Origin of the sequence: Dokdonella sp. (genome assembly GCF_044227025.1) — a bacterium.
Taxonomy (GTDB): Bacteria; Pseudomonadota; Gammaproteobacteria; order Xanthomonadales; family Rhodanobacteraceae; genus Dokdonella_A.
This window is the reverse complement of sequence record NZ_JBGAFX010000003.1, coordinates 403,768-429,407: the sequence shown is the minus strand read 5'-3', so window position 1 is coordinate 429,407 and position 25,640 is coordinate 403,768. Positions and strand designations below refer to the sequence as shown.

24 protein-coding genes are annotated in these 25,640 nt (G+C 69.2%); 21 read left to right on the top strand and 3 right to left on the bottom strand.

The window, feature by feature from the left end; translation table 11 throughout:
- Window positions 1-4 precede the first annotated feature (4 nt).
- The 6 genes from ACILRJ_RS09670 (at window position 5) to ACILRJ_RS09645 (ending at window position 3,359) form a co-directional block, all read left to right on the top strand.
- Window positions 5-424 (top strand): YeeE/YedE family protein, encoded by a 420-nt coding sequence (locus ACILRJ_RS09670; protein ID WP_395682803.1) that lies wholly within the window; start codon window positions 5-7, stop codon window positions 422-424.
- Window positions 421-891 (top strand): DUF6691 family protein, encoded by a 471-nt coding sequence (locus ACILRJ_RS09665; protein ID WP_395682801.1) that lies wholly within the window; start codon window positions 421-423, stop codon window positions 889-891. Before ACILRJ_RS09670 ends, ACILRJ_RS09665 begins: the two co-directional genes overlap by 4 nt.
- A gap of 161 nt (window positions 892-1,052) precedes the next feature.
- Window positions 1,053-1,352, top strand: a complete 300-nt coding sequence (locus ACILRJ_RS09660) for a hypothetical protein (protein WP_395682799.1) — start codon at window positions 1,053-1,055, stop codon at window positions 1,350-1,352.
- Window positions 1,353-1,411: 59 nt separating this feature from the next.
- The gene (locus ACILRJ_RS09655) at window positions 1,412-1,897 is read left to right on the top strand and encodes a GNAT family N-acetyltransferase (RefSeq protein WP_395682798.1); all 486 of its coding nucleotides are present in this window, start codon (window positions 1,412-1,414) and stop codon (window positions 1,895-1,897) included.
- 159 nt (window positions 1,898-2,056) lie between these two features.
- The gene (locus ACILRJ_RS09650; protein WP_395682797.1) at window positions 2,057-2,650 is read left to right on the top strand and encodes an HNH endonuclease; all 594 of its coding nucleotides are present in this window, start codon (window positions 2,057-2,059) and stop codon (window positions 2,648-2,650) included.
- A complete protein-coding gene (locus ACILRJ_RS09645; protein WP_395682795.1) occupies window positions 2,631-3,359 on the top strand; it encodes a potassium channel family protein in 729 nt (242 codons plus the stop codon). Before ACILRJ_RS09650 ends, ACILRJ_RS09645 begins: the two co-directional genes overlap by 20 nt.
- A 320-nt stretch (window positions 3,360-3,679) precedes the next feature.
- On the opposite strand, the gene ACILRJ_RS09640 is transcribed toward ACILRJ_RS09645, so the two are convergent.
- Complete coding sequence (locus ACILRJ_RS09640) at window positions 3,680-5,479, bottom strand: TPM domain-containing protein (RefSeq protein ID WP_395682793.1); 1,800 nt, start codon at window positions 5,477-5,479, stop codon at window positions 3,680-3,682.
- Window positions 5,480-5,513: 34 nt separating this feature from the next.
- Entirely contained in the window at window positions 5,514-6,296 is a 783-nt protein-coding gene (locus ACILRJ_RS09635; protein ID WP_395682791.1) for a DUF3667 domain-containing protein, read from the bottom strand.
- A 112-nt stretch (window positions 6,297-6,408) separates the two neighbouring features.
- Between ACILRJ_RS09635 and ACILRJ_RS09630 the strand changes: the two genes are divergently transcribed.
- The 4 genes from ACILRJ_RS09630 to ACILRJ_RS09615 all read left to right on the top strand — a co-directional run bounded on the left by ACILRJ_RS09630 (window position 6,409) and on the right by ACILRJ_RS09615 (window position 11,688).
- Window positions 6,409-8,301, top strand: a complete 1,893-nt coding sequence (locus ACILRJ_RS09630) for a chloride channel protein (RefSeq protein ID WP_395682789.1) — start codon at window positions 6,409-6,411, stop codon at window positions 8,299-8,301.
- Window positions 8,302-8,367: 66 nt separating this feature from the next.
- Window positions 8,368-10,260 carry a 1-deoxy-D-xylulose-5-phosphate synthase gene (gene dxs / locus ACILRJ_RS09625; protein WP_395682787.1) on the top strand — a complete coding sequence of 631 codons (1,893 nt, stop codon included), beginning with the start codon at window positions 8,368-8,370 and terminating at the stop codon, window positions 10,258-10,260.
- A gap of 26 nt (window positions 10,261-10,286) precedes the next feature.
- Window positions 10,287-10,793: a sulfatase-like hydrolase/transferase gene (locus ACILRJ_RS09620; RefSeq protein WP_395682785.1), complete on the top strand. Its 507-nt coding sequence runs from the start codon at window positions 10,287-10,289 to the stop codon at window positions 10,791-10,793.
- A gap of 82 nt (window positions 10,794-10,875) precedes the next feature.
- Window positions 10,876-11,688 (top strand): sulfatase-like hydrolase/transferase, encoded by an 813-nt coding sequence (locus ACILRJ_RS09615; protein WP_395682783.1) that lies wholly within the window; start codon window positions 10,876-10,878, stop codon window positions 11,686-11,688.
- Between the two features lie 66 nt (window positions 11,689-11,754).
- On the opposite strand, the gene ACILRJ_RS09610 is transcribed toward ACILRJ_RS09615, so the two are convergent.
- Window positions 11,755-13,731 carry a peptidoglycan DD-metalloendopeptidase family protein gene (locus ACILRJ_RS09610; protein ID WP_395682781.1) on the bottom strand — a complete coding sequence of 659 codons (1,977 nt, stop codon included), beginning with the start codon at window positions 13,729-13,731 and terminating at the stop codon, window positions 11,755-11,757.
- Window positions 13,732-13,855: 124 nt separating this feature from the next.
- Between ACILRJ_RS09610 and ACILRJ_RS09605 the strand changes: the two genes are divergently transcribed.
- From ACILRJ_RS09605 to hisIE, 11 genes are all read left to right on the top strand, one after another.
- Window positions 13,856-16,354: a winged helix-turn-helix domain-containing protein gene (locus tag ACILRJ_RS09605; RefSeq protein WP_395682779.1), complete on the top strand. Its 2,499-nt coding sequence runs from the start codon at window positions 13,856-13,858 to the stop codon at window positions 16,352-16,354.
- Between the two features lie 127 nt (window positions 16,355-16,481).
- Complete coding sequence (locus ACILRJ_RS09600) at window positions 16,482-17,912, top strand: hypothetical protein (protein ID WP_395682777.1); 1,431 nt, start codon at window positions 16,482-16,484, stop codon at window positions 17,910-17,912.
- A gap of 276 nt (window positions 17,913-18,188) precedes the next feature.
- Window positions 18,189-18,518: a YerC/YecD family TrpR-related protein gene (locus tag ACILRJ_RS09595; RefSeq protein ID WP_395682775.1), complete on the top strand. Its 330-nt coding sequence runs from the start codon at window positions 18,189-18,191 to the stop codon at window positions 18,516-18,518.
- Window positions 18,515-19,408 carry an ATP phosphoribosyltransferase gene (gene hisG, locus ACILRJ_RS09590; RefSeq protein WP_395682773.1) on the top strand — a complete coding sequence of 298 codons (894 nt, stop codon included), beginning with the start codon at window positions 18,515-18,517 and terminating at the stop codon, window positions 19,406-19,408. The genes ACILRJ_RS09595 and hisG overlap by 4 nt, the downstream gene beginning before the upstream one ends.
- Window positions 19,405-20,760 (top strand): histidinol dehydrogenase, encoded by a 1,356-nt coding sequence (gene hisD, locus ACILRJ_RS09585; RefSeq protein WP_395682771.1) that lies wholly within the window; start codon window positions 19,405-19,407, stop codon window positions 20,758-20,760. The genes hisG and hisD overlap by 4 nt, the downstream gene beginning before the upstream one ends.
- The gene (gene hisC / locus ACILRJ_RS09580; protein WP_395682769.1) at window positions 20,757-21,830 is read left to right on the top strand and encodes a histidinol-phosphate transaminase; all 1,074 of its coding nucleotides are present in this window, start codon (window positions 20,757-20,759) and stop codon (window positions 21,828-21,830) included. The genes hisD and hisC overlap by 4 nt, the downstream gene beginning before the upstream one ends.
- The gene (gene hisB / locus ACILRJ_RS09575) at window positions 21,827-22,906 is read left to right on the top strand and encodes a bifunctional histidinol-phosphatase/imidazoleglycerol-phosphate dehydratase HisB (RefSeq protein WP_395682767.1); all 1,080 of its coding nucleotides are present in this window, start codon (window positions 21,827-21,829) and stop codon (window positions 22,904-22,906) included. The genes hisC and hisB overlap by 4 nt, the downstream gene beginning before the upstream one ends.
- Complete coding sequence (hisH, locus tag ACILRJ_RS09570) at window positions 22,903-23,502, top strand: imidazole glycerol phosphate synthase subunit HisH (RefSeq protein ID WP_395682765.1); 600 nt, start codon at window positions 22,903-22,905, stop codon at window positions 23,500-23,502. The genes hisB and hisH overlap by 4 nt, the downstream gene beginning before the upstream one ends.
- Window positions 23,496-24,230: a HisA/HisF-related TIM barrel protein gene (locus ACILRJ_RS09565; RefSeq protein WP_395682763.1), complete on the top strand. Its 735-nt coding sequence runs from the start codon at window positions 23,496-23,498 to the stop codon at window positions 24,228-24,230. The genes hisH and ACILRJ_RS09565 overlap by 7 nt, the downstream gene beginning before the upstream one ends.
- The gene (gene hisF, locus ACILRJ_RS09560) at window positions 24,212-24,988 is read left to right on the top strand and encodes an imidazole glycerol phosphate synthase subunit HisF (protein ID WP_395682761.1); all 777 of its coding nucleotides are present in this window, start codon (window positions 24,212-24,214) and stop codon (window positions 24,986-24,988) included. Before ACILRJ_RS09565 ends, hisF begins: the two co-directional genes overlap by 19 nt.
- A complete protein-coding gene (gene hisIE, locus ACILRJ_RS09555) occupies window positions 24,985-25,623 on the top strand; it encodes a bifunctional phosphoribosyl-AMP cyclohydrolase/phosphoribosyl-ATP diphosphatase HisIE (protein WP_395682759.1) in 639 nt (212 codons plus the stop codon). Before hisF ends, hisIE begins: the two co-directional genes overlap by 4 nt.
- Window positions 25,624-25,640 lie beyond the last annotated feature (17 nt).

Here is a 25,640-nt window from a genome sequence, read left to right as displayed (position 1 = left end):
GCCAATGATCGCGAACTGGTTCAGCGCACTCGGCGGGGGCATCCTGATCGGCCTCGCGGCGACGCTGCTGCTGTGGACCAGCGGCCGCATCGCCGGCATCAGCGGCATCGTCGACGGCGTGCTGCGCCCACGCGCGGGAGACACGCAGTGGCGCGTCGCATTCCTCGCCGGACTCGTCATCGCCGCCGGCACATGCATCCTGCTCTTTCCCGGCGCACCGCAGCCGCGCACGGATTTTCCGCGTGCCGCGCTCGTCGTCGCGGGCCTGCTGGTCGGCTTCGGCACGCGTCTGGGCAACGGCTGCACGAGCGGCCACGGTGTCTGCGGGCTCGGCCGCCTGTCGCCGCGCTCGCTCGCGGCCGTGCTGACCTTCATCGCGACCGCAATGGCAACGACCTACGTCGCGCGGCATCTCGTGCCATGAATCGAACCGCCTTCTCCGCGTTCGCCTCGGGCGCACTGTTCGGCCTCGGCCTCGCGATCTCGGGCATGACCGACGCGCGTCGCGTGCTTGGTTTCCTCGACGTCGCGGGCGACTTCGATCCGACCTTGCTGTTCGTGCTGGGCGGTGCGGTCGTGACGACACTCGTCGCGTTCCGGTTCGTGCTCGCGCGCACTCGTCCGCTGTTCGCCGATGCGTTCCGCATGCCCACGACGCGGCGCATCGACGCGCCCCTCCTCGCAGGTGCGGCAATCTTCGGCGTCGGCTGGGGACTGGCCGGCTATTGTCCGGGTCCCGCGCTGGCCGGCCTGGGCGCGGGCTCGATCGAGGCGTTCTGGTTCGTGCCGGCGATGCTCGCCGGCCTGCTGCTGCAACGCGCCCTCGCCGCTCGTCCGCGCACGACCGCCGACGACGAACCGCCATCGGCGGCGAACAGCCGCGGGGGCTGAGGGCGGGAGCTCTTCATCGCAGTGCACAAGGGTTCCACACACGCGGGTGCTAGGATGCGCGCGGGGATGGACCTGGATCTTGTCGTCGTGCGCGTGCGCGTGCGGCATCGTCCCGTGGCCGACTCCCCGACCGGTGCACCAACCCAGCGCAGGGAGTCGTCATGGAACAATTTCTTCCGTTGATCATGCAGCTGATTGCGGGTGCGGTAGGCGGCAACGCGGTGGGTGCCGCGGCGAAGAACGTGAGCCTCGGCGGGCTTGGCAACACGCTCGCCGGCGCGGTCGGCGGCGGCGCGCTCGGCCAGTTGCTGCCGATGATCCTGCCGATGCTCGCGGGTGCCGGTGCCGGCGGCAACATGGACATCGGCGCGATCGCCGGCAATCTCGTCGGCGGCGGTGTCGGTGGCGCGGTGCTGACCGCGCTGATCGGCTTCATCAAGAACAAGATGGCGGCGAAGTAACGGTTGCCTGTCCGCTCACGGGCATGGACGCCCGCTCCATTCACCGCATCCCGACGCACATGCTTTCCAACGACGACTCCGGCCTGCGTATCCGCCTCGCCGCGGCCGACGACGATGCGTTCATCCTCGACCTCGTCGCGCGCTTCGTCGAATTCGAACTGCCGCCATGGCGCAAGCGCGGCGAATGCGCCAAGGGCATCCGCGCCGATGTCGAACGCCACCTCGCCGAACAACCGGCGGGAACCCACATCTTCGTCGCCGAGGACGAGCGCGGGCAACGCGTCGGTTTCCTGCACCTGCAGACCGCCACCGACTATTTCACTTCGGCGCAGAACTGCCATGTCTCGGATCTTGCGGTGGCGCCAGGCTGCGACGGGCGCGGCATCGGCCGCGCCTTGCTCGCATTCGCGGAAGCCTGGGCGCGGCAACACCATTGTCGTCACATGACCCTGGCAGTCTTCCCCGGCAACCAGCGCGCGCGCACGCTGTACGAACGCAACGGCTACGGCATCGACGTGCTGCGCATGGCCAAACCACTGAAATGATCCCGCAATTGCTGGAGCCTGCCGGACTTCCTTCGATTCGATAAGTCCTACAGGCTCCCCGAATTTCCCGCTGCCCGGCTTTTGGTCTATGCTCCCCGCGCCCGTGCCTGCACCGGCGCGGGTGAACCACCGGTTTTCGTGCTCGAGAACGGAGGTCACATGCTTGCGGAAGTCAAAGCTTCCGGCGACATCCATAGCACCCGCGTCCTGTCCCTGGACTCCACCGGGCGCATCCTCGACTGGATGAGCTGGCAGGACGCGGTCTGCCTGTATGTACGCGGCGCGGTCGCGTGGACGCTCGGCGATCCCTGCCTGACGATCCACGGCGGCTACAACCAGCGCAGCGGCGAGCAGAGCCTGCTCGACCTGCATCCGATCGTCGCCAGCACCGGCCACGCGCGGCCGGGAGCGATCGACCCCGCGCCGGCGCTGACCAATGTCGCGCTGTTCGCTCGCGACCGCATGCTGTGCCTCTATTGCGGCCACCATTTCAGCCGCGGCGAGCTGACCCGCGACCATGTCCTGCCCGTCTCCAAGGGCGGACGCGACACCTGGGTCAACGTCGTCACGGCCTGCTGGTCGTGCAATGTGAAGAAGGGCAGCCGCACGCCACAGCAGGCGGGCATGCCGCTGCTCGCGGTGCCGTACCGGCCGAGCTGGGTCGAGCACCTGATCCTGTCGAACCGCAACATCCTCGCCGACCAGATGGAATTCCTCGTCAACCACCTGCCGCGTGATCGGCGACCGCAATAGCGTGGTCGACGAACCCGCCGCGCGCCTGGCGCGCCTGCGCCTGCTTGCGCAGGTGGGACGCCACCCCTCGGCGATCCTGCTGCTCGCGCAACTCGTCGCGCTGCTGGCGTATCCGTTCTTCGAAGGCACGCCGGCAGGCAACGCGGCGTTCGGCGTGCTCGGCGTCGTCGTGCTGCTGCTCGCGTTGCGCATGGTCAACCGCACGTCGGGCCACACCCGCGTCCTCGTCGCGGCTGTCCTCGCTGTGGCCGCGGTCGCCTCGAACCTCCTCGCGACGCTCGGCGGCATGACCTGGCTGGCGCCATGGTCCGCCGCGATCGATGCGCTGTTCTACTTCCACGCCGCCGCGTGTCTCGTCGCCTACATGCTCGCCGACCGGCGTGCGACCCGCGACGAGCTGTTTTGCGCAGGCGCGACGTTCACCCTGCTCGCGTGGGCATTCGCGTACACGTTTGCGGCCTGCCAGGCGCTGCAGCCTGGCTGCCTCGCCGCCGCAGTCAATCCTGACGCGCCGCGTACATGGACCGAGCTGCTGTTCTTCAGCTTCGTGCTGCTGTCGAGTACCGGCATCGGCGACATCATCCCGCTGACATCACAGGCGCGAGCGCTCGCGAGCCTGGAGATCTTCGTCGGCGTGATGTATCTCGCGCTGGTCGTGTCGCGCCTGATCGGACTCAGCCTGCTGGCGCGCAGCGAATCGAAAGCCTGAGCATTCAGGGCGGGTCGAACGCGCCGGGTGGATCGCGCGCTTCGCGCGGGTCGCGCCGACAGGTCGCGAAATCCACTCATCTTGGTGTGAACCAAATCGGCGGCACGCGCGTGCGCGCGTACCGCCCTACCACTGCATTGCAGGCGTTCGGGCCATCCATGCCGTGCACGCCTGCAATTGCTCCTGCATTGCAGGCGTTCGGGCCATCCATGGCCGTACACGCCTGCAATTGCTCCTGCATTGCAGGCGTTCGGGCCATCCATGGCCGTACACGCCTGCAATTGCTCCTGCATTGCAGGCGTTCGGGCCATCCATGGCCGTCAGCGCGGTGGCAGTGCGTCGTAGCTGAGCAGGTCGAGTTGCGGCGGAGTGCCGTCGAGATTGTCGGCGCGCACGACGAAACGGTAGCGGCCGCCTTCGACCAGGCGACCCGACGGCATCAGCGCCTGTGCATGCGGATGCACGTAAAGCATCGCCTCGCTGCCGTCGTCGCCGCGCACGAGCACTGCGGGGCCGACCATCTGCGCATGGATCGCGTTGACGAAATGCTGCTTGCTGGCCGGATCGGGGGTGAGGCTGGCGACCGTGCCGCTGTAGCGTGCGATCTTGCGCCAGGTCGCGGACTTGTCCGGATCGTACGACGCGCCGGTCTTCATGCGTTCGGCGAAATCGGCGTCGCTCTTCGCCTTCATGCCCGCGAGATCGGGAAAGCGGATCGTCCACTCCCAATGATCGCCACTGCGCGCGATGCGATCGCTGGTGAGGAAGAAGTTCTGCGTCCAGCCCTTGCAGTTGCCGTACTTCCTGCATACCGGCCAGGCATCGTCGATGAAGGTCTCGAGGCTCTTGAGGTTGAGTTCCTGCAGGTTGCCGACTTCGATCAGCAGGCCCGGGCCGATCGCGATCGCCGACTCGCGCTGCTCCGGCGCGACCACCACGACCGCGCCATTGCCGACATCGAGCTTGCCGACGCGCAGCTGGCGCAGCATCGCGTAGGCGTAGTCCTGCGCGCTCATGCCGTGCAGATCGTTGACCAGCAGGGTGACGACCTCGACACCGCTGTCGCGCGCGATGCCGTACATGCGTTGTTCGGCCTTCTGCCGCTCCGGCATGTCGAGCACGCCGAACTCGTCGTAGACGAACTGGCTGAACTTCGACGGCGTCGAACCTGGTGCCGGCAACACGTCCGCGCCGGCTCTCGCGACCGCGGCCGGCGCGGCCACGGGCGCTTCATCGCGCGGCGCCGCGACGCCCGGCGCAGGCTCCGATACGACCGGCGTGTGCGCCGGCTGGTGTGCGTCCGGCGGCGCCGGCACATCAAGCTCCCCACTGCGCATCGCGATCTCGAGGGCATGGCTGCACGCGCCGCCATTCTGTTGTGCGCAGGCCTGCTTCCAGCCTTCCTGGATCGCCGCGAGGCGCTTGCCGCGCCCCGGATGCGTGGCGCCGTCGGGACCATCCGCCACCAGCGTCGCCATCGCCTTCTGTGCATCGGCGAGCGATGCGCCCATCTTGTACAGCACGAATCCGGAGAACTTGTCCGCCTCCAGCTCCGTGGGCGGCTGGCTTCCGCCCGGCGTGATCGTGTGGCCGGACAGGTGATGGCCAATCTCGTGCGCCATGATGCTGACCGGCGCCCAGCGGCTGCCACCGGTCGCGCGTGTGACGATGTCCATGAAGTCGCGATTGAACGCGATCACGCGATGCGGAAGGTTCTGCGCATCGAGCAGGATGACCGCTGCCGCATTCGGCACCGGCGCCTCGACCACGTCGAAATTCTGCGGCAGGCCGGTGAACTGCATGATGCGCTCGACCATGTTGCCGCAGCCACCCGGCACGTCCTTGCGCACGGATTCGCGGCCGAACCGCACCGGCGCACCGTCGTAGGAACACGCCTGCAAGGTCGAGGCAATCTCGTCGATCATCGCCGCTTCGCTCGGCGACTGCATCGACTCCTGCGCGGCGACGCGCGTGTCGACGGCGGGCGCGGCGGCGACGGCTGCCGGCTTGTCGGCCTTCGCCGGGACGGCGGGCGGCGCGGCATCGCTGCCGCACGCTGCGAGCGCAGCGCCGAGCGCGAAGGGAAGCAGGCGCGGGAGGTGGATGGGCAATGCTTTCATCGGACAGTGTCCTGTGGCGAGGGGAGATCGGGAATCAGCTTGTCGCATGCGCGAGCACGAACTTGACCAGCAACCACGCATACAGGCGCATCAGCGCCCACTTGCCGACGAGGAAAATGGCTGCCGCGAGCGTCAGGCGCCACGCATCACGGCGCCAGTCGACGCGGAAGAACTGCGCGAACGCGAGCAGCACGATCGCGACCTCGATGATTCCCATGTACGTGGCGGCCGCGCGCTTGTGTGCCTGCAGGAACTCCGGCGCGCGCCACACCAGCGTCGGCAGCAGGTTGACGATGCTGGCGCAGATGACGAGGAAATGCGTGTACGCGGCGAGCACGAGATGCTCGACCCGGTTGTAGCCGCGGCCATGGAACGCGAGCAGGGACGCCAGCGCGATCGCGACGATGCCGAGCGAGAACGACCAGTTCGCATAGCTGCGCACCAGCTCCATCGCCTGGCTGACGTGCTGGTTGGCCGACTCGAGATAGCGCGCGCGACCGAGCACGAGCAGCAGCACCGCGATCGCCGCGGCCAGCAGCTTGAGCGGGTGCACATGGCGCGTGCGCGCGCCGAGCACGAATTCGCGTGCGATGGTGCCGGGCGCGCGCGGCAGCCGCAGCGCACCTTTGAGCAGCGACATCTCGAACCAGCGCCAGCTCTGCCACGCTTCTTCGCCGACGCTGCGCACGCCGAAGCGACTGGCGCGCTTCTGCCCGCATTCGCCGCAGAAGCGCGTCGCCAGCTTCGCGCCGCAGTTGCGGCAGAGCGGCGCGTCGAAGTGCGTGTTCCCGGGCGAAACCGGATCGGGACTGGACATGGGATCGGACATGTCCCGCAGTACGCACGACCGCGCGCTTTTCTCCGCGACAAGGGAATGTCAGGAAAGAGCCGCTATTCTTTTCGACGGCCGCCCTCTCCCGCGGTGTTTGATGTCCCCGAGCGTCCCCGAAAGCCCCGCAACGCGCGTAGAAGCGACCGGCAGCACCGATGCCCTGCCCGTATCGCCGGCGCTTGGTCCCGCGCTCGACGCCGCGCGCATGCCGCGTCGTTCGACCCTCGTCGATCGCCGCGTGGTTGCCATCAGCGCGCTCGCTTGCGTGATCGCGGTCGCCGCCGCCCTGGTGGCGCAAGTACTGACAGCGCTGATCGGCCTGGTTACGAACCTCGCGTTCCACGGCCGCTGGTCGACCGAATTCTCCTCGCCCGCCGGGCATCACCTGGGTGCGTGGGTGATCGTCGTGCCGGTCATCGGCGGCCTCATTGTCGGCGTGATGGCGCGCTGGGGTTCGCGCGCGATCCGCGGCCATGGCATCCCCGAAGCGATGGAACAGGTGCTGCTGAACGAGTCGAAGATCCCGCCGCGCATCACGTTCCTGAAACCGCTGTCCTCGGCCGTCGCGATCGGCACCGGCGGACCGTTCGGCGCGGAAGGCCCGATCATCGCGACCGGCGGCGCGCTCGGCTCCCTGTTCGGCCAGCTGCTGCGAGTCACCGCGGTCGAACGCAAGACGCTGCTCGCAGCGGGTGCGGCGGCCGGCATGGCCGCGGTGTTCGGATCGCCACTGTCGGCAACCATCCTCGCGGTCGAGCTGCTGCTGTTCGAACTCAAGCCCCGCTCGCTGATCCCGGTCGCGCTCGCGACCGTCGTCGCCACCGGCATGCGCCACGCCCTGGTCGGCTCGCAGCCGGTGTTCGCAATGCCCGCATCGAGCGAACCCGGTGGCACCGCGCTCGCCTGCTACGTACTGCTCGGCGCGCTGATTGGCCTCGTCAGCGTCGGCACCACGCGCATTGTCTACGGCATCGAAGACCTGTTCGAGAAGCTGCCGATCCACTGGATGTGGTGGCCTGCGATCGGCGGCCTCGCAGTCGGCGTGATCGGCTGGTGCGCGCCGCTCACGCTCGGCGTCGGCTACACCAACATCGAGGACATCGTCGCCGGCCGCCTCGGGATGGCCGCGCTCGCCTCGCTGTGCGTGATGAAGTTCCTGTCCTGGTCGATCGCACTCGGCAGCGGCACCTCGGGCGGCACGCTGGCGCCGCTGTTCACGATCGGTGGAGCGCTCGGCGCAATTGCGGGCATCGCGATCGCGACGCTCGCGCCCGCGCTTGGCGTCGATCCGCGCATCGCCGCGCTGGTCGGCATGGCGGCGATCTTCGCCGGCGCCTCGCGCGCGCTGCTCGCCTCGATCGTGTTCGCGTTCGAGACCACGCGCCAGCCGGTCGGCCTGCTGCCGCTGCTGGGCGGCTGCACGGCGGCATATCTGGTGTCGGCACTGATGATGCGCAACACGATCATGACCGAGAAGATCGCACGCCGAGGCGTGCGCGTGCCGAGCGAATACTCGGCCGACTTCCTCGAGCAGATCGGCGTCGGCAAGGCCTGCACGCGCGAGGTGGTCTCGTTGCAGGTCGACGACCGGCTCGGCGACATCCGCCACTGGCTGAACTCCGGCAAGGCCGAAGCGCAACACCAGGGCTATCCGGTGCTCGACGGCGACGGCCAGGTGCGCGGCGTGCTGACCCGGCGCGACCTGCTCGACGTGCGCCTGCCGGACATGCACCGCATCGGCGACATGCTGCGGCGCGCGCCGATCGTCGTGCGCGACGATCACTCCCTGCGCGAAGCCGCCGATCACATGGTCGCCGAGAACGTCGGTCGCCTGATTGTCGTCGCTGCGCAACCACCGCACGCGATGATCGGCATCCTCACCCGCGGCGACCTGCTCGCCGCGCACGCGCGGCGGCTGCACGAGTACCGCGATGCGAACCGCCACCTGCGCATCCGCTCGCTTCTGCGACGCGGCGACCGCCGTCCCTGACCGGGTTCGCTTGCCCCCACCCCCGGCTAGGCGGAAAATACGCGGTCCAGGACGAAACGCCCCGAAATGATCGACAGCCAGCGCTACCCCCGCCTTTCCCGCATCGAAACGCCGGCGGACCTGCGCCAATTCCCCGAATCCGAGCTCGGTGAGGTCGCGCAGGAGCTGCGCGCGTACCTGATCGAGTCGGTGGCGACGTCGGGCGGCCATTTCGGCGCCAATCTCGGCGTGATCGAGCTGACCGTCGCCCTGCACTGGCTGTACGACACGCCGGTTGATCGCCTCGTCTGGGACGTCGGCCATCAGGGCTACCCGCACAAGATCCTCACCGGCCGGCGCGACCGCATCACGACCGTCAAGAAGAAGGACGGCGTCGCGCCGTTCCCGAAACGCGACGAGAGCGAGTACGACACGTTCGGCGTCGGGCATTCGTCGACATCGATCTCGGCCGCACTCGGCATGGCGATCGCGGCGCAGCGCAAGGGCGACCCGCGCAAGGTCGTCGCGGTGATCGGCGACGGCGCGATGACCGCCGGCATGGCGTTCGAGGCGCTCAACCACGGAGGCGACGTCGAGCCCGACCTGCTGGTGATCCTCAATGACAACCAGATGTCGATCAGCGAGAACGTCGGCGCGCTGACCAAGATGCTGGCGCGGCTGATGGCGAGTCGCACGCTCAACAACATCCGCGAGCGTGGCAAGCAGATGATGAAGCGCGACGGCTTCCTGTGGCGCTTCGTCAAGCGCTGGGAAGAACACGCCAAGGGCATGTTCGTGCCGTCGACGCTGTTCGAGGAATTCGGCTTCCATTACACCGGCCCGATCGACGGCCACGACCTCCCGCAGCTGCTCTCGACGTTGCGCACGCTCAAGGAGCTCAAGGGCCCGCAGCTGCTGCACGTGATCACCACCAAGGGCAAGGGCTATGCCCCCGCCGAGGCGGCGCAGATCGAATACCACGCGGTCGGCCCGTTCGATCCGCAGGCCGGCCTGGTCAAGAAGGCGGGCGCCTCCAAGCCGACCTACACCGAGGTCTTCGGCGACTGGTTGTGCGACATGGCCGCGGCCGACGCGCGCCTGTACGGCATCACGCCGGCGATGCGCGAAGGCTCCGGGCTCGTCCGCTTCTCGAAGGAATACCCGCAACGGTATTTCGACGTCAGCATCGCCGAGCAGCACGCGGTCACGCTCGCGGCCGGCATGGCCTGCGAGGGCGCCAAGCCGGTGGTCGCGATCTATTCGACGTTCCTGCAGCGCGCCTACGACCAGCTCATCCACGACGTCGCCCTGCAGGATCTCGACGTGCTGTTCGCGATCGACCGCGCCGGCATCGTCGGACCCGATGGCGCTACGCACGCGGGCAGCTTCGACCTCACCTACCTGCGCTGCATCCCGAACATGCTCGTGATGGCGCCTTCGGACGAGGACCAGTGCCGGCGCATGCTGACGACCGGATTCCTGCACGAGGGACCGGCCGCGGTGCGCTATCCGCGCGGCAGCGGTAACGGCACGACCGTCTCGAAGGAGCTCGAACCCCTGCCGATCGGCAAGGCCGACCTGCGCCGCCGCGGCCGCGGCATCGCCCTGCTCGCGTTCGGCGCGATGCTGGCACCCGCCGCAAAGGTGGCTGACGTGCTCGACGCGACGCTGGTCGACATGCGCTTCGTCAAGCCGCTCGACGAGGCGCTGCTGCTCGAACTCGCCAAGTCGCATTCGGCCTTCGTCACGCTCGAGGACAACGCGATCATGGGTGGTGCCGGCAGCGGCGTCGCCGAACTGCTGTCCGCGCAGGGTCTCGTCGTGCCGATGTTGCACCTCGGCCTGTCCGACCGCTTCCTCGAGCATGCAAGCCGCGAAGAACTCCTTGCGGCCGACGGGCTCGACGCGAGCGGCATCGAATCCGCGATCCGCCGGCGCTTTCCCGACCTCGTCGCACGGCCGCTGCGCAACGCGGTGTGACGAGCCCACCGCGTCGGCATTTCCGGATGCCGCGTCCCTTCATCAGCAACGTCCTGCACGCCTGCGCGCTCGCGTTCGCGGTCCTGCTGCCGATTCACGCGCGCGCCGTTGCCGGCGCACGCCCCGATATCGTCGTGCTGATGGCGGACGACCTCGACGAAGCGACCTTCGGCACCGCGCTCGCACTCGGCCTGCTGCCTTCGATCAAAGCCGCGATGGTCGAGGGAGGCGTGCGCTTCGACGAATCTTTCGTGACCGATTCGCTCTGCTGCCCGTCGCGCACGACTTTCATGACCGGACAGTATCCACACAACCACGGCGTGCGGCGTGGCCAGTTCGGTCCGGACGGATCGTTCGGCGCGTTCGATGACAGCCGCTCGATCGCGACCGCGCTGGTTGGGGCAGGATACCGCACCGGCCTCGTCGGCAAGTTCCTCAACGGCTACGGCTACACGACGCCGCGCAACCATCGCGACTGCACCAGCGCCGCCTGTCGCACGCATTACGTTCCCGCCGGCTGGACCGACTGGTAAGGCCTGCCCGACTACGGCGAACTCAACGGCTCTCCCGGCTACGCCGGCGCGTATTGCATGTACAACTATTCCGTCAACGACCGTGGCACGCTCGTCAATTACGGCAGCAGCGACGCCGACTACGTTTCCAACCGAATACGCGCACCTCACGACGGTGCAGGTGGCGATGCTCAACCGCCAGTACCGCCATCGTCTCGAAGCGCTGCGCGCGCTCGACGACCTGTTCGGGACGATCCAGGCACGCCTCGATGCCGCCGGACGCTGGAACGACTCCTACGTCGTCTTCACGTCCGACAACGGCTGGCTGTACGGCGAGCATCGCGTCGTCGGCAAGGTGCTGGCGTACGAGGAATCGATCCGCGTGCCGCTACTGCTGCGCGGCCCCGGCGTTGCCCCTGGCGCGCAGCGCTCCGCGCTCGTGCTCAACAACGACCTTGCGCCGACGATCGCCGCGCTCGCCGGCGTCGTGCTGCCGACCGTGGCGGACGGTCGCGACCTGGCGCCGTTGTTCCGTGCGGATGCGCCGCCTGCGTGGCGTCGCCGCTTCCTGGTCGAACACTTCCGCGACGCCGCGCCGTCGCCGGTGAGCTGGCTCGACTACCTCGCGGTGCGCACCGCGAGCGGCGAGGACGAGAACACCGCGCTGCAATTGTTCGTCGACTGGTGCGACGACTGGCTCACGGACCCGGCCGCCGCCGGCAGCGAACACTACGACCTCGTGCTCGACCCGCTGCAACTGCAATCGCTCGACCCGCGCAGCGCAGCGCACGCGCTGCAGCGCGCGGCGTTGCAGGCGGATCTGGCCCTGCTGCGCGACTGCGGCAGGCCCGCCCACATCGCCTGCAGCGACGCCGAACGCGTGCGTGAGCATTTGTTCTTCGGCGGTTTCGACTAGCGACGGAACATCTCTCGCCGCGGGACCGCTTCAGCCGCGATGCCTTTTGGGATGCGGGACGAACAATCAAGAACAACCGGGCGGCGGCGCGGTCACGCGCACGAGGTGGAGGCGACCGCTGCGCGGGGCATCCACACCGGCATTGAACGCATAGTCGAGCGTTGCCGCGCTGCAGCCGTTGAACTCGAGGCGGGCGCTGCCGACGGTTGCGGTGGTGGTGGCTTCGCTGCCATCGAACACGCCGCCGCTGGTTTCGTACAGGCCGATGTTGTCGACCACGGCACCGTCCTGCAGCGGCGCCTGCAGCGTGTACCAGCGCTGCCCGGCCGGGCCGGTCGCCGCGCCTGCGATCGGCGAAAACGTGTACCAGGCACCGAAGAACACGCTCTGCCCGGAGTTGAGGTCGAGCACGAGTCCCTGGCCGCTGTTCGCCGGATCGGCCCACGTGCCCGAGCGCAGGTCCATACCCGTCGCCGCGCCGCTGTCGCCCGCCGGCGTGCAGGTGACGTTCGGGAGCAGGCGCGTCAGCGCAATCGTGCCGTTGCGCGCGCTGCCGTCGGTGAACAGGTAGCTCAGCGTGCCGTGGGTGCAATCGTCGAAGCGCAGCGTCGCCTCGCCGACCGCGTTCGTCGTGGTCGCGAGTGTCGTGGCGAACCGACCGCCGGTGGTCTGGTAGATCGGCGTCGTGGTCGTTGCGCTGCCGGCATGCACCTGCGCCTGGATCGTGTACCAGCGACGGTCGCCGCCCGGATTCGCGTCGTAGGTGAACCACCCGCCGAACAGCAGTCCGGTGCCGGCGCCGTAGTAGTCGCCCTGCACTTCAAGCAGCACGCCCTGGCCGGGCGTCGCCGGGTTCGCCCACGAGCCGCTGAGGCCGCGCTGATTCGGCTCGATGGCGGGCGCCACCGTGAACGCATGTCGATAGGTCTGGCCCGCGAACACCGCCTGCAGGGTCCATTCGCCGATGGGGGCATCCGCCGGCAGCGCGTAGCTCCAGTCCCACGCAGTGCCGGAATAGAAGGGTCGATCGAGGTGCTCGCTGGCGAGGTCGAACGACCACTGCGCGAACGCGTGGCCATCGGGACGCAACAAGGTGAACTCGCTGATCTCGCCATTGCGGTGGTCCGCGTACGCGGCGAACGCCCACAACGTGTCGCCGGGACGGAAGCGGTCCTGCGCATGCGCCGAGTCGCGCACCGGCACGCCGTCGGCCATGCCGCAGTCGACCGTCTCCGGCTCGGCTGAATGCGTGCTCAGGCGAAGGATGCGCGGCGCCTCGTACGCTTGCGGCACGCTCCAGCGTTCCGGCGCCGCGTTGCAGGCGCCGTGACGCGGATCGACGACCTCGCCGGTCGCGTCGTTGGTCAATTCGAAATGCAGGTGCGGCAGGCTCGACGGCCCGGAACTTCCGACTTGACCGAGGTAGTCGCCCGCCGACACACGCGACCCGACCGGCACGCGCGTGACCGAGCCGTTGCGCAGGTGCAGGTACCACGCCGTGAGGCCGTCGTCCTGCAGGATGTAGACCGCGTTGATCGCGTTGCTGGTGGCGAAGTCGATCGCGCAATCGCGGTCGAAGAAGCCGTCGTGCTTCTCGATGAGGACGCCGGACGCAGCGGCGACGACGCGCACGCTACCCTGGTCCATCAGCAACCACGGGAACGGCCACAGGTAGTAGTCGGTGCCGCCATGGTTGTAGCCCGCGGCGGTATCGTAGGCGCGCGCGCCGCAGGTGTAGTCGCGCACATGTCCCGGAAAGGCCGGATCGTGGTCGACGAAGTACGCGGTGCCGGTGTAGCCGAACGGTGTGAAACCCGCGGCCGGCTGCAGCGGCCACGCGAGCGGCGAAACCCCGCCGGCCTTCGCGCGCAGGGGCACCAGCACATCCGCACGCTCCTGCAGATGCGAGGCCATGCGCTGGTGTGCGTCGGCGTCGATCGCGTCCTGTGGCGAGGAACCATCGATGATCCACGCGAGGCGCGCCGGTTGCGCGGTGACCGACGCGGTCATGAGCAGAAGAACGACGGACAGGACGATCCGCATCGCGCACCCCTACGGAAGTCTTCGTAGTAGAAGCCTAGCACCGCTCCGCGCAAACGTCATGTCCCGACGGACACGGCCACCGTCGGGGTTGACAGCACGGCATCGCAGCACGCATATCCCCTGGATGAATCACGGCTACCGGTTCGGCGAATACCGCCTCCTTCCCGCACGGCGCGAACTGTGGCGCGGTGACGCCATGGTCGCAGTGCCGCCGCGCGCGTTCGACTGCATCGTCTACCTGGTCGAGCAGCGCGAACGTGCGGTCGGGCGCGACGAGCTGATCGCCGCGGTGTGGGGCAAGACCGATCTCAGCGATGGATTGCTCGCGCAGACGATCCTCGCGATGCGGCGCGCGTTCGACGATACCGGCAAGGAACAGAACTACATTCGTACCGTGGTGCGCTTCGGCTATCACTGGGTCGCGCCAACCCGTGAGTTGGCGGACACGGATTCTCCCGGCGGCAATCAAGCAACAGCCGCGGCGCAAGCTCCGCTCCGCGGAAGCGGGGGTGACATGGCAGGGCCGGACTTGCCCAGCTCGGACGACGGAGCAGGAGCAGCGGAGCAGGCTCCGCACTGCAAAGGCGCGAGTGATGTCCTGGAACCGGGCTCGCCCGACTCGAACGGCACCAGCGACTTGAAGGCAGCGGAGCGAACTCCGCTCCACGCCCGTCGCGCACGACTGGTGGCGATGGTACTGGTCACGCTCGCGCTGCTAGTCGCGGGGACTTGGCGCTATCTGGACGTGTCCCGCCGCGCACCCCTCGTTGCAGCGACAACGGCGGAGGCCCCCATACTCACCGCCCTCGTGCTGCCGGTCGACAGCGTCGCCGGCGAGGGTTCGGACTGGATCCGGCTCGGCCTGATGGACCACATCGCGGCGCGCCTGCGTGCCGCGGGACTCGCGGTGGTGCCGAGCGACAATGTCGTGGTGCTGACCGGCGCCACTGCTCGCAAGTTGCACGGCAACGACGCTTCCGCCCTCGCGCAGGCAGCCGGCGCCAATCTGGTGATCGATGCACGCGCCGAACGGGTCGAGACGCGGTGGCATGTACACCTGCGCACGAAGTCCGGCCGCACGCCGCCGGTCGAGTCGGATGGCGAAGCCGGCGATGCGCTGGTCGCCGCGCGCATTGCCGCCGACCTGCTCGCGCGCGATCTCGGCTACGCGCCGCAGGCCACGACGACGGGCGACGCTTCGCCGCTGGACGGGTTGTTGCAGCAGGCAGAGGCGGCGATCCTCGGTGATCGTCTCGACGACGCGCGCGCCCTGCTCGCACGCGCGCCGGCCGAACAACGCGCCCTGCCGGTCGTGCGCCTGCGACTCGCGCAGATCGACTACCAGGCCGGCGACTTCGACGCGGCCGAGGCCGCGTTCAAGGCAATCGCCGATGAAGTTCCGGCCGAACGCGACCGCGTCGTGCACGCCCGCGCGATCACCAACCTAGGCGTGATCGCGGCCATGCGCAACAACAACGTGCTCGCTGCCGAGCGCTTCGACGAGGCAATCGCACTGCTGCGCGGACAGGGCGTGCCGGATGCGCTCGGCAAGGCGCTCAACGGGCGCGCCAATGTCGCCGGTGCGATGGACCAGATCGAACTTTCGTTGCAGGCGTTCGCGCAGGCACGTGTCGCCTTCGAAAGCAGCGGCAACCTGCTCGCACTGGCCCTGATCGATTCCAACCTCGCCGCGCTCGACATGCGCCGCGAGCGTTTCGCCGAAGCGGTGCCGATGTTCCGCCGCGCCGCCGACCGCTTCGCCACGTTCGGCGTGCATGCGGCCGAGCAGAACGCGCTGATGGGTATCGCCGAACTGCAACTGGCGCTGCTCGAACCGGATGCCGCGCTCACGCTCGAACCGCGCCTGCGCGACCTGTCGACGCTGGTCGCCGATCCCGCGCGCCAGCGCAACGGCGAGTTGACGCGCCTGTATGTGCTGGTGGCGAACGGGCGCAGCAAGGACGTGCCGGAGCGCGTCGCCGGCGTGCTCGATTCGGCGATGCGCGAGGACGATGCCATCGCGCAGGCGCGCGCGCATGCGCTGCTCGGCAGGCTCGCGCTGGAACGATCCGACGCGCGACTCGCGCAGGACGAGGCAGCCAAGGCGCTCGCACGGTTCGGCGCGGTCGACGACGCGCGTGAATTCGCACGCACCTATATTTTGCGCATCGACGCCTTGCTCGCCGGCGGCGAGCTGGCCGAGGCCGCCAAGGTCACCGAGGAATTGTCGACGTTTGCGGCAAGGAACGGCAGCAGCGCCGCACGCCTGTACGCCGACCTCGCCCGCGCGCGCACCACCACCGACGCGGACGCGGCCGGCACCTGGTACGCGCGTGCGCTCGCCGAAGCGGATGCGCTGCGCATCCCGCTCGACCTGCGCGAGGTCGCGGTCGCCTATGCCGCCTGGTTGATCGCGCGCGGCGAACATGGCCGCGCCGGCGCGCTGGCCGAACGCGTGGCCGGCTTCGCCGAACGCGACTTCGGCAGCGCCCTGCTGCAGGTGCAGGTGCAGCAGGCGATCGGCAACGAGGCTCTCTGGCGCAGCGCGCTGGCGCGCGCGCAAGCGCTGGCCGGCGACCGCCCGATCCCGCCCGCACTGTCCAGGCCAACCGCAACGAATTGAGGATTTTCAGCAGGCACAAGGGTTTGCATCGTGCATTCATGCGTTGTTGATGCAACCGTGACGTTCCGCGCATGCAACTTCGGAGAGAGATCGGCAGGCTCGCCGCATCGTTAACGCGGAGATGCCGATGTCGTTTTCCCGCCTCAGCCACACGGGCGCGCTGGTACTGTTCGCCTCCCTGTTCACCATTCCCGGCCGCGCCGCCGACGGCTTGCCGGACCCCAGCTTCGGCCTCGCCGGTGCCGCCTACATCACGCCCGACGACGTCGAGGCACGCGAACTGCGCCCGTACGCCGCACTCGCCCTGCCCGACGGCAAGATCCTCGTCGCCGGCGAGCGCAACAAGTTCATCCCGTCGAGCCCGTTCGATCCGCACATGCGCGCGATGCTGGCGCGCCTCAACGCGGACGGCACGCCCGACACCAGCTTCGGCAATATCCCCGGCATCCCCGGCGTGCTCGTGCTGCCCGATCTGGTGCCCGCAACCGGCGCCGGCATGCAGATCATCGAAGCGATGGTGCGCCTCGGCGACGGCTCGATCGTCGTCGGCGGCAGCGCGCAGGCGTTCGGGCCGCTGCGCGGCTTCCTCGTCAAGCTCGATGCCGAAGGCACGATGGATGCGACGTTCGGCACCGACGGCATCCAGCTGATTCCGAACGTCTACGTGCATGCACTCGCGCTCGACAGCCAGCAGCGCCTGGTGATCGCCGGCGAGAAGTCGATCAATACGATCGCGCACAGCTACGTCGCGCGCTTCGCGCCGAATGGAGCTCCCGACACGACGTTTGGCAGCAATGGCGGCACCGTGATCGACTGGGACGGAGTCGCCGGACAGGGTGGATACCTCACATCGCTCGGCCTCACCGACACTGACGGCATCCTCGTCGGCGGCAGCTACGAGGTCTACGGCGCCGGCATGGGTTCGGACTTCGCGGTCGCGCGCCTCGATGCGACCGGCGCGTTGGACAGCGCGTTCGCGGGCAGCGGCTGGCGCGTGTTCCATCGCCCGGGCGATACCGGCCAGATCATCGACGGCATCGATCGCCTGCTGCCGACCACGGGCGGCGGCGCAGTTTTCGTCGGCCACTACCAGATCGACGACGGCCAGGGCAACACGAGCATCGAGACCGTGCTCGGCGGCATCGGCAGCGACGGCGCGATGGACACGGCGTTCGGCACGGGCGGCGACGGCTTCCAGCCGATCGCGATCGCGCCGGGAGCGTTCACGCGCTACGCGACCGGCTTCGTGCGCCAGCCCGACGGCAACCTTGTCGCATCGATCAGCTATGTCGGACCCGAGTCGAGCTTCCTCGCATTTCGCTTCACGCCCAACGGCACGCTCGACGCCAGCTTCGGCGACGCCGGCATCGCCAGCGTCGACATGGCACCCGGCGGCGTGTTCAGCGACCCGTCCGCGCTGGCGCTCGATGCACAAGGCCGCGTGATTGTCGCAGGCATGGCCGAACGCAACCCGCCGTTGTACGAACTGGCGCTGCTGCGCCTGACCGGGCCGGCGCCCGACAAGATCTTCGCCGACAGTTTCGACGGAACGCGATAGCTCCCCAGCACTCCGTCGACAGGACCGGCCGCGCTCCCCTCTCTCCCTCGGGCGCGGCCGGTCCGCCTTTCCCGCACCGTTCCGCCGCGCATCGTCGCGAAGGAAGTCGCCGGACGCGGTCGTTAGTTCGTTGGCGCCGGGAGCGAGAATGCACCGCGGCGTGCGACGCGCGTTTCAGACCGGTCGAATGCCACCATCCAGCAACCCGCTTGCAATGCCGATCGCTCATCGGCTAGCATGTCGACCAATATACTAACGCGCTAGTACATTGATCCGATGAAAAGACGCCAGATCGAACCCGAAGTCGACTCCGACCGCGCCGAGCGCTCGCTGTGCGAGGCGCTGCTGTCGCTGCGCAGCGTCGAGGAGATGCGCGCATTCCTCGACGACCTGTGCACGCCGGCCGAGCGCGAGTCGATGCGCGACCGCTGGAGCGTCGTGCCGCACCTGCTGGCCGGCGAGCCGTACTGGCAGATCCACGATTCGACCGCGGTCAGCATCACCACGATCGGCCGCGTCGCGCGCTGCCTTGACCAGGGTGCAGGCGGCTATGCCCTCGCGGCGCGGCGCACGATGCGTCCGCGCCCGGCAAGGGTGGCGCGATGAATGACACACGCGACCGCCTGCGCATCGCGGTGCAGAAGTCCGGACGCCTTTCCGAGGCCTCGCTCGCACTGCTGCGCGACGCCGGCCTCGCGTTCCGCACCAGTCGCGACCGCCTGTTCCTGTACGGCGAGAACATGCCGGTCGACGTGCTGCTGGTACGCGACGACGACATTCCCGGCCTGCTCGTCGAGGGCAGTTGCGAGCTCGGCATCGTCGGCCGCAACGTGCTCGACGAACAGCGTCTCGCCGGCGCCGATGCGCCGACGGCGGCGACGATCCAGCCGCTCGGATTCGGCGCCTGCCGGCTCGCGCTCGCGGTACCCGATGGCGGCGCGATCGCAACGATCGCCGACCTCGACGGGTCGCGCATCGCGACCTCGTACCCTGCGCTGCTCGCCGGCTGGCTGCGGGCGCAGGGCCTGCGCGCGGACATCGTCGTGCTGACTGGTTCGGTCGAGATCGCACCGCGGCTCGGCAAGGCCGACGCGATCTGCGACCTGGTCTCGAGCGGCGCCACGCTGGCTGCAAACCAGCTGCACGAGCTCGCCACGATCCTGCACAGCGAAGCGGTGCTGGCGCGTTCGCCGCATGCACTGGGCGCCGTCCCGACGCAATTGATCGAGCGCCTGTGCGCGCGCATCGCCGGTGCGTTGTCCGGCGCCGGCGCGCGCCTGCTGATGCTGCAGGCACCGCGCTCCGCGCTCGCCGCGATCACGCAACTGTTGCCCGGGCGAGAACGGCCGAGCGTCGTCGGCCTCGACGGCTACCCGGACGACATCGCCGTGCAGGCGCTGTGCCGCACGACGCCGGACTGGCAGCAGCTGGAGGAGCTCAAGCGCCTCGGCGCGCGCAGCGTGATGGTGCTGAACGTGGAACGGATGCTCGCATGAACCCCGCACCGCTCGCCGGCCAGCCGCTGCGCATCGATTGGCCATCGCTCACGGAATGCCAACGCATTAATTGCATGGAGCGCCCCGCGCAGCTGCGCGACCACGCGCACATCGATGCCGTGCGCGCGATCGTCGCCGACGTGCGGCGGCGTGGCGACGCGGCGCTGCGCGAACTCACGCTGCGTTTCGACCGCTGTGCGCTGGCCGCTTTCGAGGTCGCGCCGGCCGAGTTCGATGCGGCCGAGCGCGCGACCGACCCGCTCGTGCGCACGGCGATGGGCGCGGCCATCGCACGCGTCGAGGCTTTCCACCGCGCGCAGCTGCCGGCTCCGCTTGAACTCGAAACCGCGCCCGGCGTGGTCTGCGCGCAGTTGCCGCGCGCGATCGAGCGCGTCGGCCTGTATGCACCAGCCGGCAGCGCGCCGCTGCCGTCGACGGTGTGGATGCTCGGTGTACCGGCGCGCGTCGCCGGCTGCCGGGAGATCGTGCTGGCGACTCCGCCACGCGCCGACGGTTCGGCCGATCCGTTGATCCTCGTCGCCGCGCGCCTGTGCGGGATCACGCGCGTGTTCAAGCTCGGCGGCGCGCAGGCGATCGCCGCGCTCGCCTATGGCACGCAGTCCGTGCCACGTTGCGCAAAGCTGTTCGGACCCGGCAACGGCTGGGTGACGACGGCCAAGATGGAGGTCGCGGCCGATCACGCCGGTGCCGCGATCGACCTGCCGGCCGGACCATCGGAAGTGCTCGTCATTGCCGACGACGTGGCCAATCCCGTCTTTGTCGCCGCCGACCTGCTCGCGCAGGCCGAGCACGGCACGGACTCGCAGGTGATCCTCGTCAGCCCCAGCGAAGCGCTGCTCGATGCGGTCGATGCGGCGCTGCAGGAGCAGGTGGCCGGCCTGCCACGCGCGGACATCGCGCGCGCCGCACTCGCGCACGCGCGCCTGATCCGCGTCACCGATCTCGCCGAGGCGGTCGAGGTATCCGAACGCTACGCCCCCGAGCATCTGATCGTGAACACTCGCGAGCCGCGCGCGCTGCTGCCATTGCTGTCGAACGCGGGCAGCATCTTCCTCGGCGCGTGGTCGCCGGAAACGCTCGGCGACTACTGCGCGGGCCCGAACCACGTATTGCCGACGCTTGGCTTCGCGCGCGCGTTCGGCGGTGTCGGCGTGGACAGTTTCCTGCGTCGTGTCTACGTGCAGGAAGCGAGCGCCGACGGCCTGCGCACGATCGGCCCCGAGGCCGCGGTGCTGGCACGCGCGGAATCGCTCGAAGCGCACGCGCGCGCAGTGGTGGTGAGACTGGCGTCTCTCGCATCGACCGGGCGCGACGCGGGAGTGGACGCATGAGCCTGCTCGCGCGCGTGCGTCCCGAGATCGCGACATTCACGCCGTACGCGTCCGCGCGCCGCAGCGGGTTCGATGCGAGCGTGCGCCTCGACGCGAACGAATCGCCATGGGACGCCGCCGATGACGGTCTCGCGGTCGCGCGCGGCCTGAACCGCTATCCGTCTCCGCAGCCGGAGGCACTGCGCCGTCGTCTCGCCACGCTGTACCGCGTCGACGCCAGCAACCTCTGGGTCGGCCGTGGCAGCGACGAGGCGATCGACCTGCTGCTGCGCGCATTCTGTCGCGCCGGCGTGGACAACATCGTCTCCGTCGCGCCGACGTTCGGCATGTACCGCATCGCGGCGCGCCTTCAGGGTGCAGCCTGGCGCACGCTGGACCTCGCACCCGACGACGATTTCGCACTTGATGATGCGCGCCTGCTCGCGCTGGTCGACGACAACACCAAGATCGTCGTGCTCTGCTCGCCGAACAACCCGAGCGGCACGCTTTTCCACGGCGAGCGCATCGAGCGGCTCGCGCGAGCGCTCGCCGGACGTGCGTTGCTGGTCGTTGACGAGGCGTACGTAGAATTCGCCGGTGTCGCCAGCGCCGCGGCACTGGTCGAGCATCTGCCGAACCTGGCCGTGCTGCGTACGCTGTCCAAAGCGCATGCGCTCGCCGGCGCACGCATCGGTGCGCTGCTCGCAGCGCCGGAGATCGCCGACCTCGTCGGGCGCATCGCGGCGCCGTATCCGCTGCCGAGCGACAGCGCGCACGCTGCCTTCGCGGCGCTCGAACCCGCGGCGCTCGAACGTACGCGGGCGCGCATCGCGCTGACGATTGCCGAGCGCGAGCGCGTCGCCGCCGCACTTGTTCGGGGTCGCGGCGTGGTGCGCGTGTGGCCCTCCGCGGGCAATTACCTGCTGGTACGTTTCGACGACGCCACGGCGCGCTTCCTCGAACTGCTCGACGCCGGCATCCTGGTGCGCGATTTCTCCGCGCAGCCCGCCCTCGCCGGCTGCCTGCGCATCAGCATCGGACGGCCGCACGAGAACGACGCGCTGCTGGCGGCGCTCGGAGCCACGGCATGAACGCGAAGGTCCTTTTCGTCGACCGCGACGGCACCCTGATCGAGGAACCGCTCGACCAGCAGATCGACCGCTACGAGAAATTCAGACTCCTGCCCGGCGCGATCGGCGCATTGCGGCGCCTCGTCGACGCGGGCTACGAACTGGTGATGGTGACGAACCAGGACGGCCTCGGCAGCGCATCGTTCCCGCAATCCGACTTCGACGGTCCGCATGGGCTGCTGCTGGCGATCCTCGCCGGCGAAGGCATCGTGTTCCGAGAAGTACTGATCGACCGCAGCTTTGCGCACGAACACGCGCCAACACGCAAGCCGGGGCTGGGCCTCGTGCAACACTGGCTCGCTGCCGGCGTGCTCGATCGCGCACGCAGCGCGGTGATTGGCGACCGCGACAGCGACATCGAGTTCGCGCGCAATATCGGCGTGCGCGGCCTGCGCATCGGCACGGACCTCGGCTGGCCGGGGATCGCGGCGGCACTGCTCGATGCGCCGCGTCGCGCGCGCGTCCGGCGCGAGACGCGCGAGACCTGCATCAACGTCGAGATCGATCTGGACGATCACGCGCGGCCGCAGGTGCACAGCGGCATCGGCTTTCTCGACCACATGCTCGAACAACTCGGCGTGCACGGCGGCTTCGCGCTGCGGCTTGCCTGCCAGGGCGATCTGCATGTCGACGAGCACCACACGGTCGAGGACTGCGCGCTGGCGTTCGGCCAGGCCTTGCGCGAAGCGCTCGGCGAACGTCGAGGCATCGGTCGCTACGGCTTCACGCTGCCGATGGACGAGGCGCTCGCCAGCGCTGCGCTCGATCTCTCGGGCCGCCCGTTCTTCGTTTTCGACGGCACATTCCCGCGCGAACGCGTCGGTGCGCTGCCGAGCGAACTCGTGCCGCACTTTTTCCGCAGCCTCGCCGACGCGCTTGGCGCGAACCTTCACCTGTCGGTGCGCGGCGACAACACGCACCACATGGTCGAGGCGTGCTTCAAGGTGGTCGGGCGCGCGTTGCGCCAGGCGATCCGCCGCGATGGCGACGGCGTTCCGAGCAGCAAGGGCGTGCTCGCGGCGAGCGCGGCGGCATGAGCGTGCGCGCCGTCATCGTCGCCGCAGGTGGCGCGAACTACGGTTCGCTTCGTGAAGCGTGTCGACGCATCGGCGTTGATGCCACGGTGAGCGACGATCCGGCGCGCATCCGCGCGGCGACGCATGTACTCCTGCCCGGCGTCGGCGCTGCCGCGCAGGCGATGCAGGCGCTGCGCGCCCGCGGCCTCGACCGCGTGTTCGCCACCCTGAGCCAGCCCTTGCTCGGCATCTGCCTTGGCATGCAGTTGCTGTACGAGCATTCGGCCGAAGGCGACGTCGAAGCGCTCGGCCTGCTGCCCGGGCGCGTGCGCCGCCTTCCCGCTGCGCCGCGCTGGCCGCACATGGGCTGGAACACGCTCGCCCTGCGCGCTGGCGGCCATGCGCTGCTGCAGGGCATCGACCGGGACGACTGGTTCTACTTCGTGCATGGCTTTGCCGCGGACGACGACGATGCGACGCTCGCCGCGGCCGACCATGGCGGGACGTTCGCGGCGCTGGTCGCGCGCGAAAACGTGCACGGCGCGCAGTTCCACCCGGAAAAATCCGCCGCGGCCGGGCGTCGGCTGCTGCAGAACTTCTTCGCGCTCGCATGCTGATCATTCCCGCCATCGACCTTCAGGGTGGCCGCGTCGTGCGCCTGCGCCAGGGCGACTTCGCGCAGATGCGTGCGTTCGAGCACGATCCGCTCGCACTCGCGCACAGCTACCGCGAATCCGGTGCGCAATGGTTGCATCTGGTCGATCTCGATGGTGCACGCGCGGCGCAACCGATGCAGCGCGCGTTGATCGCGCGCATCGCGGCGAATGATCTGCGCGTGCAGGCAGGCGGTGGCGTGCGCACACGCGAGCACGTGCAGCACCTGCTTGACGCCGGAGTCGCACGCGTCGTCGTGGGCAGCGTCGCGGTGCACGCACCCGGCGCGTTCGCCGACTGGCTGCGCGAGTTCGGCGCCGAACGCCTGTGCCTTGCGATGGACCTTCGTTGCGGCCGTGACGGTCGCTGGCATCCCGCGGTCGATGCCTGGCAGACGACCAGCGAGAGCGATTGTGCCACCCTGCTGCAATACTTCGTCGATGCCGGCCTGCGCCACGTGCTGACCACCGACGTCGCTCACGACGGCATGGCTGAAGGCCCGAACCTCGCGCTGTACCGCGAGCTCGTGGCACGCTGGCCGTCGTTGGCATGGATCGCGTCCGGCGGCGTACGCGACCGCGCGGACGTTGACGCATTGCGCACGACCGGCGTCGCGGCCTGCGTCGCCGGCACGGCCCTGCTCGAAGGCACGCTTGCACTGGAGGAACTCGCATGCTCGCACGCCGCCTGATCCCGTGCCTCGACGTCGCCGATGGCGCGGTCGTCAAGGGCGTGCGCTTTCGCGACCATCGCGTGGTCGGCGACATCGTCGAACTCGCGCGTCGCTACACCGACGAGGGCGCCGATGAACTCGTGTTCTACGACATCGCCGCGAGCCCGGAACGACGCCGCGTCGATGTCGCGTGGGTCGCGCGGGTCGCGCGCGAACTCGACATCCCGTTCTGCGTCGCCGGCGGCATCCGCTCGGTCGCCGATGCCGAGGCGGTGCTAGCTGCAGGAGCCGACAAGGTGTCGGTCAACTCGCCGGCGCTCGCGCGACCCGCGCTCGTCGACGAACTCGCCGCGCGTTTCGGCAGCCAGTGCGTCGTCGTCGGCATCGATGTCGACGCGCAGGCCGACGATCACGGCGACTGGCGCGTCGTTGCCGACAGCGGCAAGCCCGAACAGGCGAGTGACAGCGGCCGCAGCCTGCTCGCCTGGGTGCGTGAAGTCGACGCACGCGGCGCCGGCGAGATCGTGCTCAACGCGATCCGCAACGACGGCGTGCGGGCGGGCTACGCGCACGCGCTGCTCGACGCGGTGCGCGCGGCGACGAACCTGCCGCTGGTCGCATCCGGCGGCGCCGGCACGCCGCAACATTTTGCCGACGTGTTCGAACGCTGCGGCGTCGATGCCGCGCTCGCCGCGAGCGTGTTCCACAGTGGCGAAATCCGCATCGGTGAGCTGAAGCGCTACCTGCGCAGCCGCGGCGTCGTGGTGCGGGCGTGAGCGCACTCGTGGACACGCTGGACTGGAGCAAGGGTGACGGCCTGCTGCCGCTCATCATTCAGCATGCCCACGACGGTCGCGTGCTGATGCTCGGCTACACCGACCGCGCCGCGCTCGCGCTCACGCTGGATACGCGCGAGCTGCACTTCTGGTCGCGCTCGAAGCAACGCATCTGGCGCAAGGGCGAGCGCTCGGGAAACGTCCTTTCGCTGGTGTCGATCAGCGCCGACTGCGATCGGGACACGCTGCTGGCGCAAGCACTGCCACGGGGACCCACCTGCCATCTCGGCACGCAGAGCTGCTTCGACGGTGACCCGCACGCGCATCCGTGGCTGAACGAGCTCGAAGCGCTGATTGCCGCGCGCTCTGGGGGCGATCCGGCGTCGAGCTACGTCGCGAAGCTGCTCGCCGCGGCGCCGGCGCGACGCGCGCAGAAGGTCGGCGAAGAAGGCGTCGAGGTCGCCCTCGCCGCCGCCACCGGCGACATCGACGGCCTTCGCAACGAAGCCGCCGACCTGCTGTTCCACCTGCTCGTCCTGCTGCGTGGCGCCGGACTGACGCTCGCCGATGTCATCGGCGAACTCGCGCGGCGGAATCCGAAGGCTGAGGGCGCGGACCACACCCGTTCGCGTTGATCGCAGCGAGCGAAGTC

Bases quoted from the DNA above. Each gene is read 5' to 3' on its own strand.
- ACILRJ_RS09670 (WP_395682803.1), top strand. From the start codon at position 5: ATGATCGCGAACTGGTTCAGCGCACTCGGCGGGGGCATCCTGATCGGC.
- ACILRJ_RS09665 (WP_395682801.1), top strand. From the start codon at position 421: ATGAATCGAACCGCCTTCTCCGCGTTCGCCTCGGGCGCACTGTTCGGC.
- ACILRJ_RS09660 (WP_395682799.1), top strand. From the start codon at position 1,053: ATGGAACAATTTCTTCCGTTGATCATGCAGCTGATTGCGGGTGCGGTA.
- ACILRJ_RS09655 (WP_395682798.1), top strand. From the start codon at position 1,412: ATGCTTTCCAACGACGACTCCGGCCTGCGTATCCGCCTCGCCGCGGCC.
- ACILRJ_RS09650 (WP_395682797.1), top strand. From the start codon at position 2,057: ATGCTTGCGGAAGTCAAAGCTTCCGGCGACATCCATAGCACCCGCGTC.
- ACILRJ_RS09640 (WP_395682793.1), bottom strand. From the start codon at position 5,479: ATGAAAGCATTGCCCATCCACCTCCCGCGCCTGCTTCCCTTCGCGCTC.
- ACILRJ_RS09635 (WP_395682791.1), bottom strand. From the start codon at position 6,296: ATGTCCAGTCCCGATCCGGTTTCGCCCGGGAACACGCACTTCGACGCG.
- ACILRJ_RS09630 (WP_395682789.1), top strand. From the start codon at position 6,409: ATGTCCCCGAGCGTCCCCGAAAGCCCCGCAACGCGCGTAGAAGCGACC.
- dxs (WP_395682787.1), top strand. From the start codon at position 8,368: ATGATCGACAGCCAGCGCTACCCCCGCCTTTCCCGCATCGAAACGCCG.
- ACILRJ_RS09620 (WP_395682785.1), top strand. From the start codon at position 10,287: ATGCCGCGTCCCTTCATCAGCAACGTCCTGCACGCCTGCGCGCTCGCG.
- ACILRJ_RS09610 (WP_395682781.1), bottom strand. From the start codon at position 13,731: ATGCGGATCGTCCTGTCCGTCGTTCTTCTGCTCATGACCGCGTCGGTC.
- ACILRJ_RS09605 (WP_395682779.1), top strand. From the start codon at position 13,856: ATGAATCACGGCTACCGGTTCGGCGAATACCGCCTCCTTCCCGCACGG.
- ACILRJ_RS09600 (WP_395682777.1), top strand. From the start codon at position 16,482: ATGTCGTTTTCCCGCCTCAGCCACACGGGCGCGCTGGTACTGTTCGCC.
- ACILRJ_RS09595 (WP_395682775.1), top strand. From the start codon at position 18,189: ATGAAAAGACGCCAGATCGAACCCGAAGTCGACTCCGACCGCGCCGAG.
- hisG (WP_395682773.1), top strand. From the start codon at position 18,515: ATGAATGACACACGCGACCGCCTGCGCATCGCGGTGCAGAAGTCCGGA.
- hisD (WP_395682771.1), top strand. From the start codon at position 19,405: ATGAACCCCGCACCGCTCGCCGGCCAGCCGCTGCGCATCGATTGGCCA.
- hisC (WP_395682769.1), top strand. From the start codon at position 20,757: ATGAGCCTGCTCGCGCGCGTGCGTCCCGAGATCGCGACATTCACGCCG.
- hisB (WP_395682767.1), top strand. From the start codon at position 21,827: ATGAACGCGAAGGTCCTTTTCGTCGACCGCGACGGCACCCTGATCGAG.
- hisH (WP_395682765.1), top strand. From the start codon at position 22,903: ATGAGCGTGCGCGCCGTCATCGTCGCCGCAGGTGGCGCGAACTACGGT.
- ACILRJ_RS09565 (WP_395682763.1), top strand. From the start codon at position 23,496: ATGCTGATCATTCCCGCCATCGACCTTCAGGGTGGCCGCGTCGTGCGC.
- hisF (WP_395682761.1), top strand. From the start codon at position 24,212: ATGCTCGCACGCCGCCTGATCCCGTGCCTCGACGTCGCCGATGGCGCG.